This window comes from Polaromonas sp. (assembly GCF_030680935.1).
In the GTDB taxonomy this organism is placed as follows: Bacteria; Pseudomonadota; Gammaproteobacteria; order Burkholderiales; family Burkholderiaceae_C; genus Polaromonas.
Map to the genome: position 1 here is coordinate 42,737 of NZ_JAUXUP010000004.1, position 18,353 is coordinate 61,089.

Here is an 18,353-nt window from a genome sequence, read left to right on the forward strand (position 1 = left end):
TAATTGCTTGGTTCAATAGAAAAAATTGGCAAAGGCTATGGGCTTGCGTCAATTGATAACCATTCTCAATACCTCAATTACAAACCAACTTTGCCGCCCTTGGCAGCGCTCTGGAGTTACGTTATAGTAAATGCGTTATGAATAGGTGAATCGTGAAAGGCGCACATCACAGTGCTTCACTCACCCTTCCACTCAATCTGGAACCTGAATCTGGAGATTGCCATGGCCGCCCTGATGACTCCCCCAAGCCTGCGCCCCGCTGCATCCACCCTGCCGCCACCGGCGCCGGTACAGCAGCTGCACCACTACGCCTATCGGGCCAAAGATGCGGAGGAAACCCGGCACTTCTATGAAGACATCCTGGGACTGCCGCTGTACCACATCATCCAGAGCGATTACGTGCCCAGCACCGGCGAATACTGCCCTTACACCCACTTTTTCTTCCGGCTGCAGGACGGCTCTTTCATCGCGTTTTTCGACCTCGGCAACGACGAGGCCGCCCTGCCCTCACCCAACACGCCGCTGTGGGTCAACCACATCTCGTTTCGCGTCAATACGGTGGCTGAACTGGAGGCCATGAAAGCGCGGCTGCAAGCCGATGGGGTCGAAGTACTGGGCGTGACGGACCACCACATATTCAAGAGCATCTACTTCTTTGACCCCAATGGTGTACGGCTGGAGTTGACGGCGCAGCTGGCTGACGAGTTCGAGATGCTGAAGGAGAGCAGAACCGCCCACGCGCGTCTGGCCGAATGGACAGCGCGCAAGCAGCAGTGGCGCAAGGAAAAAGCGGCGGGCAAAACCAGCGAAGCGCTCAAACCACAGCAAAACGACAGGCCGGAGGTGGGCGCAAAGCCCGCAGCCTGAGACCGGCTACGCTATTTATTTGATAGCTGGTTGCGCCCGTGCACAAAGGGAAAAACCGTAAATCATTCATGAAGATCAACGCAAAGGGCGAAAAAGCCATGCTGGAAACACAACCCGCCTACGCGCAACCGGCGTTCACCAACGGCTACGAGTTCACTAAAGGGAAGGGCTATGTCCTGCCTGAATACCCGTTTGTCGCGCCCCCCGAGCTCCAATCGAAAGAAATCACACGCCACCCGGTCGTCATCGTCGGCGGCGGCATCACCGGCCTCAGTCTGGCCTGTGCGCTGGCACGTTATGGGGTAAAGGCGGTGCTGCTGGATGAAGACAACACAGTAGGCGTGAAGGGCGCCTCTTCGCGCGGCATCTGCTACACGCAGAAGTCACTGGAGATCTTTCACCGGCTCGGCATTTATGAGCGGATTGCCGCCAAGGGTGTGCAGTGGAGCGTGGGCCGCACCTTTGCCGGTGACGACGAGGTGTACAGCTTTGACCTGCGCCAGCAAGGCAACTTCAACCTCTCGACCCAGCCACCTTTCATCAATATCCAGCAGTTCTACATTGAGGGCTACCTGGTCGAGCGTATCTACGAGCTGGGCCATGTGGACATGCGCTGGAAGTCGCGCGTCACTTCTTTCACGCAGAATGCCGATGTTGCCACGCTGACGGTAGAAACGCCTGCGGGCAGGTACCAAGTCGAAGCCGAACACGTCATTGACGCGTCCGGCTCGCACACGCCTTTTCACGACTGGGTGGGCGCCACCATGCAGAACAAACGCGGCGACGATCGCTGGTGTATCGCCGACGTGCGCTTTTCCACGCGCCCGCCGGTTGAACGCCACACCTGGATTGAAGCGCCCTTCAATGAAAACCGCGCCGTCTGGCAGCATCTGATGGCCGATGACGTCTGGCGCATTGACTACCAGATGGCCCCGAACGCCAACCCCGACGAGGTCAGCCGGGAAGACGTGGTGCGCGAGCGCCTGCAGCGGCAGTTTGGCCCGGATGTCGAGGTCGAGATTGTCTGGGTGGGCCCCTATGCCTACCGCAGCCGTTGTCTGGACAAGTTGCGTCTGGGCCGGGTTTTCTTCATGGGAGATACCGCGAAAATTGTCAGCCCCTTCGGCGCACGCGGTGGCAACACCGGTGTGGCCGATGCCGATAACCTGGCCTGGAAACTGGCAGCCGTGTCGCGCGGCCGCGCGAGCGCGGCACTGCTGGAAAGCTACAACGACGAGCGCCTGGAAGCGGCCCGACAAAACGTGCAGGTGACCAATCGCACTGCGCGTTTTTTGCGGCCGGCAGACGGCATGGAGCGCTGCTTTCGCACGGCCGCCATCGGACTGGCAAAACAGTACCCGTTTGCACGCGCGCTGGTCAACACAGGTCGTATGGCGGTGGCCAACAACTACACACAATCAGCCATCTGCGAAAGCACGGGTGGGCAATCGGTGCAGAACGTGGCCTTCCGATGGGCCAACGGAACCGAAGGCACGGTGAACGACCTGCTGCAATGGGCAGATGGCGATTTGCTGGTGCTGGTGTTTGGTGAACTTACAAGCACCGGCCTGGAACGCTTGCGCCAACTGGCCCGGCATGCGCCTGTGCGCAGCGTGCAGGTGCTGGGCCAGGACGAGCGGGCGGCGGCGGTGGAACACCTGCGCGACGTCAATACACGCGGCAACGCCCACCTGCAGGGCGCCTGCCATGTTTTTGGCCACGCCTGGGCATTGCTGCGTCCGGACGGCTATCTGGCCGCCACGGGCGAGGCGGTGGACGGCCAGCTGGTCACCGCTGTCGAAAAAACCCTGGGCCTGCGTTAAGACTTCCGAAGTCAGGACGAACACATGAAAACCAAAGCCAATTTCCAGGACGCGGATGCGTTTTACGAGTGCCTGCTTGACGCGCATCAGGGGCTGAGCCGCGACGAGTCTGAGCTGCTCAACGCCAGGCTGATCCTGATCCTGGCCAACCAGCTGGGCGATGCGTCACTGCTGCAAGCCTGCATTGCAGCGGCCAAACCGGCTGAGTCAAACTGAAGCAGGCGCCAGTCGAATAAAATCGGGGCAATTCCTCCAACCCAAGGCGGCATCCAGGTGATGCCGTTTTTCATTGCCCCATGACCGATTCTGCCAAGCCCACGCCCGCGCTCCCCGCCACTGATGCCATCACGGCGCGGGTGACCGTCCCCACACCGGGGCTGGACAGCCTGGCCAAATCGTTTGAACCCGCCGCAATAGAGCGTCAATGGGCTCCGCTCTGGGAAACCAGCGGCATGTACGAACCGACGCTGGACGCGGCCCTTCCCTCGTTTGCTATCCAGCTGCCGCCGCCCAATGTGACCGGCACGCTGCACATGGGCCATGCTTTCAACCAGACCATCATGGACTCGCTGACGCGTTACCACCGCATGCGCGGCCACAACACCTTGTGGGTGCCGGGTACCGACCACGCCGGCATCGCGACGCAAATCGTTGTCGAGCGCAAGCTGCAGGGCGAAGGCAAAAGCCGGCACGACCTGGGCCGCGAAAAATTCGCCGAAAAAGTGTGGGAGTGGAAGGAAGAATCGGGAACCACCATCACGCGCCAGATGCGCCGCATGGGCGACTCGGTGGCCTGGAAACACGAGTACTTCACGATGGACCCGAAGATGTCCAAAGTGGTCACCTCGACCTTCGTGCAGCTTTACGAGCAGGGCCTGATCTACCGCGGCAAGCGTCTGGTCAACTGGGACCCCATCCTCAAATCCGCGGTGTCAGACCTGGAAGTTGAAAGCGAAGAGGAAGACGGCTTTCTCTGGCATATCTCTTATCCGCTGACCGATGGAAGCGGCTCGCTGACAGTGGCCACCACCCGCCCCGAAACCATGCTCGGCGACGTGGCCGTGATGGTTCACCCCGAGGACGAGCGCTACAAGCACCTCATTGGCAAACTCGTCAAGCTGCCGCTGTGCGACCGCGACATCCCGGTCATCGCCGACGACTATGTGGACAAGGCCTTCGGTACCGGCGTGGTGAAAGTCACGCCCGCACACGACAGCAACGACTATGCGGTGGGCCAACGTCATCAACTGCCCATGATTGGTGTACTGACACTCGATGCAGCCATCAATGACAACGCGCCCGGGAAATACCGCGGCATGGACCGCTTCGTGGCGCGAAAGGCCGTGGTGGCCGACCTCGAAGCCCTGGGCTTTCTGGTTGAGGTCAAGAAGCACAAACTGATGGTGCCGCGCTGCGCCCGCACCGGCGCCGTCATCGAACCGATGCTGACCGATCAGTGGTTCGTCGCCATGAGCAAAGTCAGCGACCAGGACCCGACCGGCAAATCGATTGCCCAGAAGGCGCGCGATGCGGTCGACAGCGGCGCGGTCAAGTTTGTACCCGAGCAATGGGTCAACACCTACAACCAGTGGATGGGCAACATCCAGGACTGGTGCATCTCGCGCCAGCTCTGGTGGGGCCACCAGATCCCGGCCTGGTACGACGAAGACGGCAAGGTCTATGTCGCAGAAAGCGATGCCGCGGCCCAGGCCCAGGCGCCGGGCAAGACGCTGACGCGCGACCCCGATGTGCTGGACACCTGGTACTCCTCGGCGCTGGTGCCCTTCTCGTCCCTCGGCTGGCCCGAAAAAACCAAAGAACTCGATCTCTTTTTGCCGTCCAGCGTGCTCGTCACCGGCTACGACATCATCTTCTTCTGGGTGGCACGGATGATCATGATGACCACGCATTTCACCGGCCAGGTGCCTTTCCACCACGTGTATATCCACGGCCTGGTGAAAGACGCGCAGGGCAAGAAGATGAGCAAGTCAGAGGGCAATGTGCTGGACCCGGTCGATCTGATCGACGGCATCGAGCTGGCCCCACTGCTGGACAAACGCTCGCAAGGCCTGCGCAAGCCGGAGACCGCACCGACCGTGCGTAAAAACACCGAGAAGGAATTTCCGGCGGGCATCCCCGCCTATGGCGCGGACGCCCTGCGTTTTACCTTCGCCTCGCTGGCCAGCCTGGGCCGCAGCATCAACTTTGACAGCAAGCGCTGCGAGGGTTACCGCAACTTCTGCAACAAGCTCTGGAACGCCACACGTTTCACGCTGATGAACTGCGAAGGGCAGGATTGCGGCCTGGCAGAACACAGCAAAGAGCAGTGCGCACCGGGCGCTGAATTTCACAACTACCTGACGTTCTCGCAGGCCGACCGCTGGATTTCATCAACCATGCAACGTGTCGAAGCGGACGTTGCCAAGGGTTTCGCGGACTACCGTCTGGACAATGTGGCCACCCGCATTTACCAGTTCGTCTGGGACGAGTTTTGCGACTGGTACCTGGAAATTGCCAAGGTACAGATCCAGCACGGCAGCCCCGCAGAACAACGCGCGACACGCCGTACGCTGATCCGCACACTCGAAGCCATCCTGCGACTGGCGCACCCCGTGATCCCCTTCATCACCGAAGAGCTGTGGCAAAAAGTCGCTCCCGTAGCGGGGCTGAAAAAAGGCTTGTACATCGGCCAGGCCGCCTACCCGCAAAGCCAGCCCGCGAAGATTGATCCGCTGGCTGAGGCTCATGTTGCCAAACTCAAAACCCTGGTGGATGCCTCCAGAGTCCTGCGCGGCGAGATGAAGGTGTCACCTGCCACGCGCCTGCCCCTGTTCGTGCTGGGTGACAGCGCCTTCATGAGCCAGTCCGGGCCCGTGATCAAGGCGCTCGCCAAGCTCAGCGAAGTCAGGGTGTTTGAAAGCGCTACCGAATGGGCGGCAGCGGCCCAGGCGGCACCGGTGGTGGTGGTGGGCGAGGCCCGTATTTGCCTGCACATGGAAATTGACGTGGCCGCCGAAAAAACCCGCCTCGGCAAGGAAGCGACGCGACTGGAAGGCGAGCTGGTCAAGGTTCAGGCCAAGCTGGCCAACGAAGCCTTTGTCGCCAAGGTGCCGCCAGCCGTGCTGGAGCAGGAGCGCAAACGCCTGACCGATTTCACGGCCACGCTTGAAAAAATCCGCGAGCAACTCGCGAGACTCAACTAACACACCTGCCGAACGCCCCGGGGATCCATTCAAGCTGCGGCTGCGAACCTGCTTGAGCAGGTTTGGACAGGCGCCAGAAGCGAAGCCTCTGGCGAGCGGCGGCCTGCAAGGTGCAGGGAGCTTGCGCGTTGTGAGCAAGCGTGGGGGCTATACCGCTATCGGATCATCAAGTCATGGTCGCCCCATTGTGAGGGCGATATCGCGCCGGGCAGTTCCATATCCATGGGCGCGCTGGGCACATATTCGACGCCGCGCTGCTCGGCGCTGATGGCTTCATGCATGCGATGCGCCACATACCAGCTTGAGCGCAGCCGCGCCTCGCGCGTGTGCGAGCCGAGCCTTGGTGTGATGAACAGGTTTTTCAGCCCGTTCAGGGGTGAGCTTTGACCCGTGAAATTGTCTTCGGCGCCGTCCAGAATGCAGGCCTCGATACGACCATCAGACAAGGCAGCGGCCAGCGCCACTTCGTCGAACAGGGCGCTTCGACTGATGCCTACCCAGACTTGCCCGCGCTTGCAGGCCGCCAGCAATTTTTCGTTCACGAAACCCCTGAACCGCGCCGCATACAACATCTGCACCGACACGGCATCAGACTGGCTGACCAGTTCGGTCAAAGTCACGGGCTGGATACGCAGGCGCTCCCAGATGGGTGCCGTGTGGTGGACGGCAGGGTCATAACCAATCAAGCGCACGCCCAGACCGGTCAACATGCCGGCCAGTGTGTGTGCCGTGGGGGCCAGGCCCAGGATGCCTATGGTGCTGCCATGCAGTTCACGCCCCATCTGGCCCGAGGGATGGCGCCGGCCCATCAGTGCCGACACCACACCGCGCCGGTACAGCAGCAACAGGCTGCTGAGCAGGTATTCGGCGTTGGAGCGTACATTGGCGCTGCTGGCATGGATGACCTTGATGCCACGCTCTTTGCAGGCTTCCAGGTCGGTGTTGTCGGTGCCCACATGCAGCCGGCCCACTGCCTTGAGCTTGGGCAGGAAATCCAGAAAATCGCGGGTCACCACGGTCTGCCGGGGGAAAACGATGCCCCGGGTTTTATAGGCGGCCTTGCGCAGCACAGTGAGGTCATCGGCCAACTCGGGCCGGTATTCCACGCTGTGTCGGGTTTCCAGCCAGGCCATGGCCTCTGGAACCAATGCATCAAGAAGTAAGATGTCCAAAAACTGCCCCTTGTTACTGTTATTCTTTTTCCGCTATCTCGCGGCCAGTCTTGTCGCCAATGTAGCGATCACGCAACACTCTAGTCCCTTTAACCACCCTAGTAAATGAATAAAGTCACAACTTTGAAGAAGGCCGTTTTTCCTGTCGCCGGCTTGGGTACCCGTTTTTTACCCGCCACCAAGGCCCAGCCGAAGGAAATGTTGCCGGTGGTGGACAAACCCCTGATTCAGTACGCCGTTGAAGAAGCTTACGCAGCGGGCATACGTCACATGATTTTTGTCACCGGACGCAATAAGCGGGCCATCGAAGATCACTTTGACACCGCCTATGAGCTCGAAACCGAGCTGGAGGCTTCCCAAAAGCTCGACCTGCTGGCTCTGGTGCGCTCGATGAACCCCAGTGATATGGACTTTTCCTACGTGCGCCAGCCCCGCTCGCTGGGTCTGGGGCACGCCGTTTTATGCGCCGAACACCTGGTTGGCAACGAACCCTTTGCGGTGCTGCTGGCCGACGACCTGATGGTAGGCACGCCACCCGTGCTGGCGCAAATGGCGGCCCGGTTTGCCGAATTGCAGCAGTCGGTGCTGGCCGTTCAGGAGGTGCCCCTGGCGCACACGAAACGCTACGGCATGGTGGCCGGTGAGACGATTGGCGACAGGCTCATGAAGGTCAGCAAGATGGTGGAAAAACCGGCGCCAGAGGTCGCTCCTTCGCGCATGGCGGTGGCTGGTCGCTACATTTTGACGCCAGCGGTGTTCCAGCACATTCGCAGCCAGCCTACCGGCGTGGGCGGTGAGATTCAGCTGACCGATGGCATTGCCGGGCTGATGACGCAAGAGGCGGTTTATGCCTTCCAGTACAGCGGCAAACGTTATGACTGTGGCAGCAAGGAAGGTTTTCTGGAGGCCACTGTTGAGCTGGCACTGGCCCATCCGGAAGTTGGCGAGCACTTCCGCAACTACCTGAAAAACCTGCAGATTCCCTGAGTCGGCCCCGTGTAGCGCACGCCACCCCAAGCGAACACCCGCGCAGGAGCGCAAGGACCAATACCATTCCAGTAGGGGCCGCGGAACCGGCTTCGCCGGGCCGCAGGCGCAGCGGCCCCCCCCTGGGGGGCAGTGAGCTACACGAAGTGAGCGAACGTGGGGGCGATTCAGCGTCGCTTGAGCACGTGAATGAAGTCGCCGCCTTCAGTCTGCTGCTCTACCAGCTCATTGCCAGTCTGCTTGGCAAATGCCATGAAGTCGCGCGTGGAACCAGCGTCAGTGGAGACCACCCGCAGCAACTGACCACTGCTCATCTCGGCCAGGGCTTTTTTTGCCTTGAGAATGGGCAATGGGCAGTTCAGGCCTCGGGTATCAAGCTCTTTATCAATTTGCATGCGTGTGTCCTTGGGATGGGCCGATTTTAAGCAAATACGCCGATTGGCAGGCCCCTGCGGTCATGCCCGTCGTCGAAAAAGCTGATCAACCCAAATAACCGCTACAAAATAGATAGCGGCTCATGTATACCCCGAAAGGGCCACAACCTGTTTTCATGCCGAACAGAAAAATTCCAGGTCCTGCAAGTCAGGCCGGGAATCGCTGAGTACAACAGTTGTGCGGCCCCTGCGCGGCATTACTTCATGCCAAATTTTGCCTTCGCATCTGCCTGGCAGGCATCTTTGGCATTGCCGGACATGGCATCGCAACGCTCCTTGGCAGCCTTGTACATTACGTCATTTTTGTCACTGGAGGCGTCTTTTTTGGCATCCACCACAGCAGTAGCCTTGTCATTGTTCGGCTCTGCCCGGGCCTTGCTGACCTTGGCGTCTGCCTTGGCCGAGACGCGGGCAGCCTTGGCGTCCTTCACGCACACGTCCTTGGGATTGCCATCCAGGTCGTCGCACTTTTCCCTGGCAACGTCATAAGCTGCATCGGCCTTGGCATCGCGCACCTTTTTGTCTCGGCCGGGACTGGGTTTGTATTGGGCCGCCAGCTCGGCTTTGGCCACTTTTTCTGCACCTTTGGCTTCAGCTCGGCAGATGTCTTTGGCGTTGGCATTCAGGGCGGCGCACTTTTCCTTGGCGGATTTGTAGGCGGCCTCAACACTTTCTTTTTGCGTCTTGTATTGCGCTTTGGTGAGCGCCATCGCATGGCCTGCAAAAGCGCACGATACGGCCAGGGTCAACATGGATAGTTTGGTTTTCATGGTGCATTTCCTTGAGGATGATTTTCGGAAAGTGAATGTTTTTCTGCCCTTCGACGGGAGAAAATCACTTTAGGAAAAAGTCAGCGCCGGCTTGATAGGCAAAAAGAATAAGCACCCGTAGGCAGGCACCTACAGGGATTCCGGCGGCACAACACACCCCAGTAGCAGAGCTAGCGGCCTTTGAGCGTCCGGCCAAGCAGCAGCACAGGCAGCAGCCCCACAAGTACCAGCGCCAGGGCAGGAAGGGCCGCCTCTCCAAGCCGCTCGTCACGCGCCAGCTGATACGTCACCACAGCCAGCGTGTCGCTGTTGAAAGGTCGCAGCACCAGGGTGGCGGGCAGCTCTTTCATCACGTCCACAAACACCAGCAAGGCGGCGGCGCCTATCGAGCGATTGAGCAGGGGCCAGTGCACCCGGCCCAGCAGGGCCGGGCCTGTGGTGCCCAGCATGCGCGCGCTGTCGTCAAAGCTGGCAGGAATACGGGAGTAGCCGCTTTGTACAGACTGAAGCGCCACAGCAGTAAAACGTACCAGATAGGCCCACACCACTCCCAGCACAGTGCCTGTGATCCAGTAGCCAGCCGTGCTGCTGGGGGCAACAGCCTGCAGCCAACCCAAAGGCAGCAACAGACCCACCACAATCACCGCGCCTGGGACTGCATAACCCAGGCTCGCCAGCTGCGCAGCGAACCGGGTCAGGAAATGGGGCCGACCGCGCAGCGAAAAAGCCAGCCCCAACGCAATGCCGGTGGCCAGCAAGGCACTCAAGCTGGCCAGGCCTACGCTGTTCATGGCCCAGCCCGCAAACTGGCTCCAGGGCAACTCACCCCACGCGGCAGTCAGGGGACGCAGCATAAACAGCACGGGCAACCCAAAACCCAGTGCAATCGGCAAGGCACACAACACCCAGGCCAGCACCGCCCGCAAGCCACTCAGGACAATCGGGGCTGCATCTGCCGCACCTGCACGGCCGCCCCGGCTGCCCGCAAAACGCATGCGGTTTTGCGCGTGCCGCTCGATCTTCAGCAGAACCGCTACCACCAGCAGCAAGGCGGTAGCCAATTGCGCAGCCGCAAGGCGGTTGTCCATGGCCAGCCAGGCCTTGTAAATGCCGGCAGTGAAGGTCTGGATTCCGAAGTAGCTGGACACGCCAAAGTCGGCCAGCGTTTCCATCAACGCCAATGCCACACCAGCCGCCACGGCTGGTCGCGCCAGCGGCAGCGCGACTTCACGGATGCGGCGGCCCAGCGGCGCGCCCAGCAGACGGGCCGCTTCCATCAAGTACACAGCGCGCTCGGACATCGCGGTACGCGCCAGCAGATAGACATAGGGGTAAAGGGTCACGGTAAAGACCAGCATGGCCCCACCCAGACTGCGTATCTCAGGCAGCAATCGGCCCTGCAGACCGAAACTTGAGCGCAGCCAGCTTTGCAGCGGCCCCGCGTATTGCAGAAAATCGGTGTAGGCATAAGCCACCACATAAGCCGGCATGGCCAGCGGCAGCAGCAGCGCCCAGGCAAAAAAACGGCGCCCGGGAAACTCGAACAAACTCACCGCACAGGCCGTCGTGACTCCCAACAACCCAACCCCCGTAGCCACCGCCAGGCACAGCAACAGCGATGTCAGCACATACTCGGGCAGCACGGTCTGCCACATTTCCTGCAGGATGGGCAAAGACTGGCCGCCCAGCTCCAGCCACGACAGCATCACCGCCAGCACCGGCAAGGTGAGCGCCGCCATCAGCAGAAACCACAGCGCGGGCGACACAAAACGACGAAACATGAAGTCCCAGAAAAGGTAGTTGGCGGTTCGGCGCGCGGCCTGGCGTCCCGCGCCGGGCGGGGCCAAACCGGGTCAAACCCCCGGTCATTGCAAATGAGAATTGTAAGCATCTACAATTACCAGCATGTTTCTGGACATTTCGCATCTGGTGGTGCACTACGCAGGTCGCTCGCGTCCCGCCGTCAATGGGGTCTCGCTGGGTCTGGTGGCGGGCGAAATAGGGGTGTTGATCGGGCCGTCAGGCTGTGGAAAAACCACGCTGCTGCGTGCCGTGGCGGGCCTGGAACGGGTACAGGGCGGCAGCATTCTGCTGGCCCGCGAAACCGTGAGCAGTGACACCGTGCACATCCCCGCCGAGCAGCGCCGCATTGGCATGGTGTTTCAGGACTATGCACTTTTTCCGCATCTTGATGTGGCACACAACGTGGCTTTTGGCCTGGCGCACTTGAAGCATCCCGAGCGCAGACAACGGGTGGAAGAAGTCCTGGATCTGGTGGGCCTGGGCAGCGTGTACAAGCGTTATCCGCATGAGCTGTCCGGTGGCCAGCAGCAGCGCGTGGCGCTGGCCCGCGCGCTGGCCCCCCGGCCACGCCTGCTATTGCTGGACGAGCCTTTTTCCAACCTGGATGTGGATTTGCGTGAACGCCTGGCCCATGAGGTGCGCGGCATCCTGAAGCAGGCCGGCGCCACCGCGCTGTTTGTCACGCACGACCAGCTCGAAGCCTTTGCCATCGGTGACCGCATTGGTGTCATGCATGAAGGCCAGCTGCACCAGTGGGCCGATGCCTACGAGCTGTACCACCGGCCGGCCACACGTTTTGTGGCCGACTTCATCGGTCATGGGGTGTTTACCCGGGCGCAGATCTCGCAACAGGGAGACGACGTGGTGGTGCACACCGCGTTGGGCAACCTCAGCGACATGCTGGAGTGCCCCCTGCCCGGCGCTTACCCTGACGGTATGTGTGATGTCCTGCTGCGCGCTGACGACATCGTGCATGACGACGCGGCACCGGTGAAAGCGCAGATCCTGCGCAAGTCATTCCGGGGCTCTGAATTTTTATACACGCTTCAGCTCAAAACCGGGGAAACGGTGATGGCCCATGTGCCTTCGCACCACGACCATGCGTTAGGCGAATGGATAGGCATCCGGGCCGAGGTCGATCACGTCGTGACCTTTCAGCGCGAGTAGGCTGCGCCCAGCAAACTTTCGACTTCCCTTTGCAGATCGGCGGCCCAGCTGCGCCGGTCTCTGCCCTCACATTGCTGGGCCTCCCCGAAAATCACCTCGGCCCGCAGGTGCGGCACACAAAGCGTTTCCCAGATCGAGACAAAAATGGAATCGTCGTCGATGTAACGCGGCGCAAAACTGGTTTGCCCGGTGTCTGCATCGACAAACCGCAAGGCCACCGGTTGCACACAAGTGTTGCTGGAGATCGCCGCCTGAAGCAGGTTGGCATGAAAGGGCTTGAGCCTGGTGCCATCACCGGTCGTACCCTCCGGGAACACCGCCAGTACATCGCCCTGCAGCAAGCGCTCTGCCATGTGGTGCACCACCCGGTGTGCATCACGCCTGGATTCGCGCTGTATGTACAGGGTGCCGGCGCCTCCGGCCAATATGCCGACCAGCGGCCAGTGCTGGATATCCGACTTGGACACAAAGCGGCAATAACGTGAGGCATGCATCACCACGATGTCCAGCCAGGACAGGTGATTGGCCACCAGCAACGCCGGGCCGCTTGCAACCGGGGTTCCGCTGACCACCAGTTCGATACCGGCCAGCGGCAGCATGGCCTGGGCCCAGACCTGAACCCGGGCCTCTCTGGCGACCTGACCCAGCCGTGGAAACAGCGTCAGGATGGTCCAGATGCCGCCCGCAATGTGCATGAGGCAGCGCAACAGCCGCCACACGGCCTTGATCTGGCGCATGCGTCAAGCCTCGTAGGCGACCTGCCCGCCCACCAGCGTCCAGCCCACGCGAGCCGGCAACTGGTAGCCGGAAAACGGCGTGTGTTTGCCCTGGCTCTTCAGGGTATCGGATTGCACCGTCCATTCGGCGTCTGGATTGAAGATACAAAGGTCTGCCACGCCCCCCTTGACCAGTTGCCCCACGCTGGCCTGGAGGGTACCGAGCGCACTACCCAGCACCCGGGCAGGGCCAACGGTCAAGACGGTCAGCGCCTGCGCCAAATCCAGTCCACTGTCGTGGCCCCACTTGCAACCCAGGCCCAGCAGCAACTCCAGCCCGGTCGCACCCGGCTCGGCCTCTGCGAAAGGCAATGTTTTCGCGTCGGCCTCGACCGGCGTGTGGTCAGAGACCAGCGCGTCGATGGTTCCGTCGAGCAAGGCCTGGCGCAAGGCGTCGCGGTCGCGCTGCTGGCGCAGCGGCGGGTTCAGGCGCATGCGGCTGTCGAAGTAACCAATGTCGGCGTCAATCAGGTGCAGGCTGTTGATGCTGACATCCGCTGTCACCGGCAGGCCTTCTGCCTTGGCACGGGCCAGCAGCGTCACGCCGGCGGCACTGCTGATGCGGCAGACATGCACACGCGCGCCGGTCACACGGACCAACTCGAAAATTGTGTGCAGGGCAATCGTCTCGGCCACCACCGGCACACCGCTCAGGCCGAGCCGGGTCGCCAGCGCGCCGCTGGCTGCCACACCGCTGCTGAGCCAGCTATCTTGGGGCCGCAACCAGACCGTGTAGCCAAAGGTGGCGGCATATTGGAGTGCGCGCAGCAGCACCTGGGTATTGGCCAGCGGCACCTCGGCCTGGCTGAAGCCGACACAACCGGCCTCCGTCAACTCCATCATCTCGGTCAAAGCCTCGCCCTGCAAGGCGCGGGTCAGTGCACCCAGTGGAAAGACGCGCGACTGGTGCTGCTTTTCGGCGCGAAACTTCAGCATTTCGACCAGCCCGGGCTCGTCAAGCACGGGGTCGGTATCGGGCGGACAGACCACGCTGGTGACGCCACCGGCCACAGCCGCTGCCAGCTCACTCTCCAGCATGCCTTCGTGCTCGTAGCCTGGCTCGCGCAGGCGAACGGACAGGTCAATCAAGCCGGGCGCCACCACACAACCGCTGGCGTCAATGATCTTGTTGGGTGAAAAATCAGGCTGTGGGACACCCAGCGAAACGATGCGCCCGGCAGCAATGGCTACGTCACCGATCTGGTCAAACCCTGACGCCGGGTCGATCACACGGCCATTTTTTATCAGTATCTTCATGCGTCGTTCCCCGCAACAATACCCATGACCGCCATGCGCACCGCAATGCCGAAGGTCACTTGCGGCAGGATCACGCTTTGCGCACCATCGACCACCGCCGAATCAATTTCGACACCCCGGTTGATAGGCCCCGGGTGCATGACAATCGCGTCGGGTTTGGCGAGCTGAAGTTTTTCATTGGTCAAACCGAAACTCTTGAAGAATTCGTGGCTGCTGGGCAGCAAGGCGCCGGACATGCGCTCGTTTTGCAGCCTCAGCATGATGATTACATCTGCCCCCTTGATGCCTTCCTCCAGCGTATGACAGACACGCACACCCATCTGCGCCATGTCGGCGGGCACCAGGGTTTTGGGCCCTACCACCCGCACCTCGGGGCAACCAAGCGTTGTCAACGCATGAATGTCAGAGCGGGCCACGCGCGAGTGCAGAACGTCACCCACAATCGCCACCGTGAGCTGGTTGAAATCTTTTTTGTAGTGGCGAATGGTATACATGTCCAGCAACCCCTGGGTGGGGTGGGCATGGCGGCCGTCGCCGGCGTTGATGACATGGACATGCGGCGCCACATGTTGCGCTATCAGATACGGCGCACCCGACTCGCTGTGCCGCACTACAAACAGGTCGGCAGCCATCGCGCTCAGGTTGGAAATGGTGTCCAGCAGCGATTCGCCCTTGGAGGCTGAAGAACGTGCGATATCGAGGTTGATCACATCGGCCGACAAACGTGTGGCAGCAATCTCGAAGGTGGTACGGGTCCGCGTCGAATTTTCGAAAAAGAGGTTAAAGACACTTTTTCCGCGCAGCAGAGGCACCTTTTTGACCTCACGGTCACTGACGCTGACAAAATTGGCGGCCGTATCGAGGATTTGTACCAGTATGGCCTTGGGCAAACCCTCAATGGACAGCAGGTGAATCAATTCGCCATTTTTGTTGAGCTGTGGGTTTCGTCGGTACAACATGCTTATATTCTCCGCAGCCACGCCGGCACAGCAGCACAGGGTTTCATGACGCGGCTCCCTGTACCTGCAGGCTGAAGCGCCCGTCTTCGGCACGGGCCAGTGCCAGCGACTGCGAAGCCGGCAGCGCCACCCGCGCAGCAGCGAAGTCGGCCTGGATCGGCAACTCGCGCCCACCCCGGTCCACCAGCACCACCAGCCGCACACTGGCTGGCCGGCCATAGTCAAACAGCTCGTTGAGCACCGCCCGGATGGTGCGGCCGGTGTAAAGCACATCATCGAGCACGATCAGGTCAGCCGCGTTCACGTCAAAAGGCAGTACCGTCTGTCCGCTGGCCGACAGACCACGTTGAGAAAAATCGTCCCTGTGCATCGCCGACGAAAGCGTTCCAATTTCGTCGGACAGCGCCAGATCGGCACGCAGGCGCTCGGCGAGCCAGACACCGCCCGAGGCCACGCCTACCAGCCGGGGCGGACGGGCGCAGTTCGCCAGCAGTTGCTCCATGGCGCGAAGCACTTCACGGTACAGGGCTTCGGCATCCAGGGTCAGACTGGTCATGAAAGACTCCTTAAAAATTGCTCGAGGATGATGCGGGCAGAGGCTGCATCGGCATCCTTCTCCCCCTGTGCCAAGGCCTCTGTGGTGCTATAGCGTTCATCGACCTCAAACACCTGCAGGCCGAAACGGCCACGCAACTGGCGGGCAAATTTCAGCGCGCGCGCGGTATTGTCATGGCTGGCACCGTCGGGATGAAAGGGAATACCCACCACCAGCGCGTCAGGCTGCCACTCCCTGATTTTCAGGGCTATGGCGGTGAATCGTGCATCACCCTCGGCGGCAATACTGCCTTGCGCGCTGGCGGTGCGGGTCAGGCGGTTGCCGCTGGCAACGCCGGTGCGCTTGAGGCCAAAATCGAAAGCGAGAAATGTTTGCAGTCCGGTGGCCATGACAGGCGGGGCCGCTGCGCTCATGCGTGCCCTGCCTCGGGCGAGAGCATCCAGCTCTGCAGGCCCAGCAGCAGCAAGGCCTTGTCGTAACGCTGATCGACCGGCGTGTCAAAAATAAGCGCCAGGTCGGCTTCAACCGTCAACCAGCTGTTGTCTGAAATCTCGGATTCAAGCTGGCCTTCGCCCCAGGCGGAATAACCCAGCGAGACAAACACCTTGCGTGGCCCGGCACCGCTTGACAGCGCTTCCAGCACGTCCTTGGAGGTGGTCATCTCCAGGCCTCCGGGGATGGTCATGGTGGAAGCGTAGACCGACTCGCTGCCCGCCAGCATGCACTCGTGCAGCACAAATCCGCGCTCGGTCTGTACCGGCCCGCCCTGAAACACCGGCGAATCGGAGAGATCGCCGCGCCGAAGCGGCAACTCCACCTTGTCGAACAGGCCCTGCAGGTTGATGTCACTGGGCTTGTTGATGATCAGCCCCAACGCCCCACGGTCGCTGTGCTCACACATGTAGATAACACTTCTGGCGAATGCCACATCATCCAGCCCGGGCATGGCAATCAGGAAATGGTGAGTCAGGTTGATCGGTGCAGAATCCAGTGCCATGCGATGATTTTACGCACAGCCGGGCTGCGCGGGAAGAAAAACCCGGCTGCCACGCACACACCATTGCCCCATGAACAAGAAATACGACACGGGCCTCATGTGGTTTCGGCGCGATTTACGCGCGGACGACAATGCGGCGCTTTACCATGCGCTGAGAACCTGCCGGCAGGTCTTTTGCGTCTTCATTTTTGACCGTGACATTCTTGATCCGCTGCCGCGCGCAGACCGCCGGGTCGAGTTCATCCGGGAGTCGCTGGTGGATCTGGACCAGCAGTTGCGGGAGCTGGCCGCGCCGCATGCTGTGGCCGACGCTGGTCTGATCATCGCGCATGCCTGGCCGGCGCAGGCCCTGCCTGAGCTGGCCAGGTCGCTGGCGGCAGACGCGGTGTTTACCAACCACGACGACGAGCCTCAGGCGCTCGCGCGCGACGCCAAAGTGGCCGCGGCCCTGGGGCAGGATGGAAAAGCCTTTCACAGCTTCAAGGATCATGTGATTTTTGAACGTGCGGAAGTGCTCACACTGGCGGGCAAACCCTACAGCGTGTTCACACCCTACAAAAACGCCTGGCTGGCCAAGGTAGATCCGTTTTACCTCAAGCCTTACCCGGTGCCACACTACGCGGCCTCCCTGGCAGCGCGGCCGCCGGCCTTTCGCGCGGCGGTGCCCGCGCTGGAAGACATCGGATTTGCTGCAACCAACCTCGGTGCGCTGAAAATCGCCACCGGCAGCAGTGGCGGTATGCGGCTGTTGGACGATTTCATGGCGCGTATCGACCAGTACCATGCCACGCGCGATTTCCCGGCAATCAAGGGCCCGAGCTACCTGGGGGTGCACCTGCGTTTTGGCACGGTGTCGATTCGCCGGCTGGCAGACGCGGCAATGCACCTGCAGCAGCGCGGCAGCGCTGGTGCAACAGTCTGGCTCAGCGAGCTGATATGGCGTGATTTTTATGCGCAGATCCTCAGCAACTTTCCACATGTCGCAACCCGCGCGTTCAAACCCGCGTATGACGCGATCTGCTGGGAGCAGGGACCTGCCGCAATAACAATGTTTGAAGCTTGGTGCAAGGGCCGCACCGGCTACCCGCTGGTCGATGCCGCCATGGCACAGATCAACCAGAGCGGCTACATGCACAACCGGCTGCGCATGGTCACCGCCAGTTTTCTCGTGAAAGACCTGGGGCTGGACTGGCGCTGGGGCGAGCAGTACTTTGCTGAAAAACTCAACGACTTCGACCTCTCGGCCAACAACGGCGGCTGGCAATGGGCGGCCAGCAGTGGCTGTGATGCGCAGCCGTATTTCCGTATCTTCAATCCGACCAGCCAAAGTGAAAAGTTTGATGCCAAAGGCAAATTCATACGCAAATACCTGCCGCAGCTGGCCGGTCTGGCCGGGCCGGACCTGCACAGCCCCTGGCTGGCCAAACCCGTGGCCCTGGCTGCCGCCGGTGTGCGTCTGGGGGACAACTACCCGCATCCCATCGTGCAGCACGAGGCGGCGCGGGCATTGACGCTGCAACGTTATGCGGTGGTCAAGAAAGCCGCAGAACAGTAGTTGCTATCGTTTTTATAGCTGCTTACG

The 18,353-nt window shown here is 61.0% G+C and carries 17 protein-coding genes; 7 read left to right on the forward strand and 10 right to left on the reverse strand.

The annotated features are described in order from the left end of the window. The first annotated feature begins 222 nt into the window (after window positions 1-222). The 4 genes from Q8L50_RS01000 to Q8L50_RS01015 all read left to right on the forward strand — a co-directional run bounded on the left by Q8L50_RS01000 (window position 223) and on the right by Q8L50_RS01015 (window position 5,893). Window positions 223-867 (forward strand): VOC family protein, encoded by a 645-nt coding sequence (locus Q8L50_RS01000; protein ID WP_305346780.1) that lies wholly within the window; start codon window positions 223-225, stop codon window positions 865-867. 68 nt (window positions 868-935) lie between these two features. Next, entirely contained in the window at window positions 936-2,690 is a 1,755-nt protein-coding gene (locus Q8L50_RS01005; RefSeq protein WP_305346781.1) for an FAD-dependent oxidoreductase, read from the forward strand. Between the two features lie 24 nt (window positions 2,691-2,714). After that, window positions 2,715-2,906 (forward strand): DUF2783 domain-containing protein, encoded by a 192-nt coding sequence (locus Q8L50_RS01010; RefSeq protein WP_305346782.1) that lies wholly within the window; start codon window positions 2,715-2,717, stop codon window positions 2,904-2,906. Between the two features lie 80 nt (window positions 2,907-2,986). Next, window positions 2,987-5,893 carry a valine--tRNA ligase gene (locus Q8L50_RS01015; RefSeq protein ID WP_305346783.1) on the forward strand — a complete coding sequence of 969 codons (2,907 nt, stop codon included), beginning with the start codon at window positions 2,987-2,989 and terminating at the stop codon, window positions 5,891-5,893. A gap of 155 nt (window positions 5,894-6,048) precedes the next feature. On the opposite strand, the gene Q8L50_RS01020 is transcribed toward Q8L50_RS01015, so the two are convergent. Further along, complete coding sequence (locus Q8L50_RS01020; RefSeq protein ID WP_305346784.1) at window positions 6,049-7,065, reverse strand: D-isomer specific 2-hydroxyacid dehydrogenase family protein; 1,017 nt, start codon at window positions 7,063-7,065, stop codon at window positions 6,049-6,051. Between the two features lie 105 nt (window positions 7,066-7,170). Here Q8L50_RS01020 and galU point away from each other — a divergent pair, with 105 nt between their 5' ends. After that, entirely contained in the window at window positions 7,171-8,052 is an 882-nt protein-coding gene (galU, locus tag Q8L50_RS01025) for a UTP--glucose-1-phosphate uridylyltransferase GalU (protein ID WP_305346785.1), read from the forward strand. Window positions 8,053-8,219: 167 nt separating this feature from the next. Here galU and Q8L50_RS01030 read toward each other — a convergent pair whose 3' ends face one another. From Q8L50_RS01030 to Q8L50_RS01040, 3 genes are all read right to left on the reverse strand, one after another. Next, entirely contained in the window at window positions 8,220-8,447 is a 228-nt protein-coding gene (locus Q8L50_RS01030) for a sulfurtransferase TusA family protein (RefSeq protein WP_305346786.1), read from the reverse strand. Window positions 8,448-8,683: 236 nt separating this feature from the next. Further along, window positions 8,684-9,256: a hypothetical protein gene (locus Q8L50_RS01035; RefSeq protein ID WP_305346787.1), complete on the reverse strand. Its 573-nt coding sequence runs from the start codon at window positions 9,254-9,256 to the stop codon at window positions 8,684-8,686. Window positions 9,257-9,426: 170 nt separating this feature from the next. Continuing rightward, window positions 9,427-11,037, reverse strand: a complete 1,611-nt coding sequence (locus Q8L50_RS01040; RefSeq protein WP_305346788.1) for an iron ABC transporter permease — start codon at window positions 11,035-11,037, stop codon at window positions 9,427-9,429. Window positions 11,038-11,161: 124 nt separating this feature from the next. Here Q8L50_RS01040 and Q8L50_RS01045 point away from each other — a divergent pair, with 124 nt between their 5' ends. After that, entirely contained in the window at window positions 11,162-12,226 is a 1,065-nt protein-coding gene (locus Q8L50_RS01045) for an ABC transporter ATP-binding protein (RefSeq protein ID WP_305346789.1), read from the forward strand. Here Q8L50_RS01045 and Q8L50_RS01050 read toward each other — a convergent pair. Genes Q8L50_RS01050 through Q8L50_RS01075 form a run of 6 tightly spaced genes read right to left on the reverse strand, consistent with a single transcriptional unit; the run spans window position 12,214 to window position 16,771 of the window. Beyond that, window positions 12,214-12,963 (reverse strand): 1-acyl-sn-glycerol-3-phosphate acyltransferase, encoded by a 750-nt coding sequence (locus Q8L50_RS01050; RefSeq protein ID WP_305346790.1) that lies wholly within the window; start codon window positions 12,961-12,963, stop codon window positions 12,214-12,216. The two genes, Q8L50_RS01045 and Q8L50_RS01050, sit on opposite strands and share 13 nt — an antisense overlap. Before the next feature lie 3 nt (window positions 12,964-12,966). Then, complete coding sequence (locus Q8L50_RS01055) at window positions 12,967-14,259, reverse strand: dihydroorotase (protein WP_305346791.1); 1,293 nt, start codon at window positions 14,257-14,259, stop codon at window positions 12,967-12,969. Continuing rightward, window positions 14,256-15,218 carry an aspartate carbamoyltransferase catalytic subunit gene (locus Q8L50_RS01060; RefSeq protein WP_305346792.1) on the reverse strand — a complete coding sequence of 321 codons (963 nt, stop codon included), beginning with the start codon at window positions 15,216-15,218 and terminating at the stop codon, window positions 14,256-14,258. The genes Q8L50_RS01055 and Q8L50_RS01060 overlap by 4 nt, the downstream gene beginning before the upstream one ends. Window positions 15,219-15,261: 43 nt before the next feature. Further along, window positions 15,262-15,774, reverse strand: a complete 513-nt coding sequence (pyrR, locus tag Q8L50_RS01065) for a bifunctional pyr operon transcriptional regulator/uracil phosphoribosyltransferase PyrR (RefSeq protein WP_305346793.1) — start codon at window positions 15,772-15,774, stop codon at window positions 15,262-15,264. Next, window positions 15,771-16,187, reverse strand: coding sequence for a Holliday junction resolvase RuvX (gene ruvX / locus Q8L50_RS01070; protein WP_305346794.1), 417 nt, complete (start codon window positions 16,185-16,187; stop codon window positions 15,771-15,773). Before ruvX ends, pyrR begins: the two co-directional genes overlap by 4 nt. Continuing rightward, window positions 16,184-16,771 (reverse strand): YqgE/AlgH family protein, encoded by a 588-nt coding sequence (locus tag Q8L50_RS01075; RefSeq protein ID WP_305346795.1) that lies wholly within the window; start codon window positions 16,769-16,771, stop codon window positions 16,184-16,186. Before Q8L50_RS01075 ends, ruvX begins: the two co-directional genes overlap by 4 nt. A 70-nt stretch (window positions 16,772-16,841) precedes the next feature. Here Q8L50_RS01075 and Q8L50_RS01080 point away from each other — a divergent pair, with 70 nt between their 5' ends. Continuing rightward, a complete protein-coding gene (locus Q8L50_RS01080) occupies window positions 16,842-18,326 on the forward strand; it encodes a deoxyribodipyrimidine photo-lyase (RefSeq protein WP_305346796.1) in 1,485 nt (494 codons plus the stop codon). The last annotated feature ends 27 nt before the right edge of the window (window positions 18,327-18,353 follow it).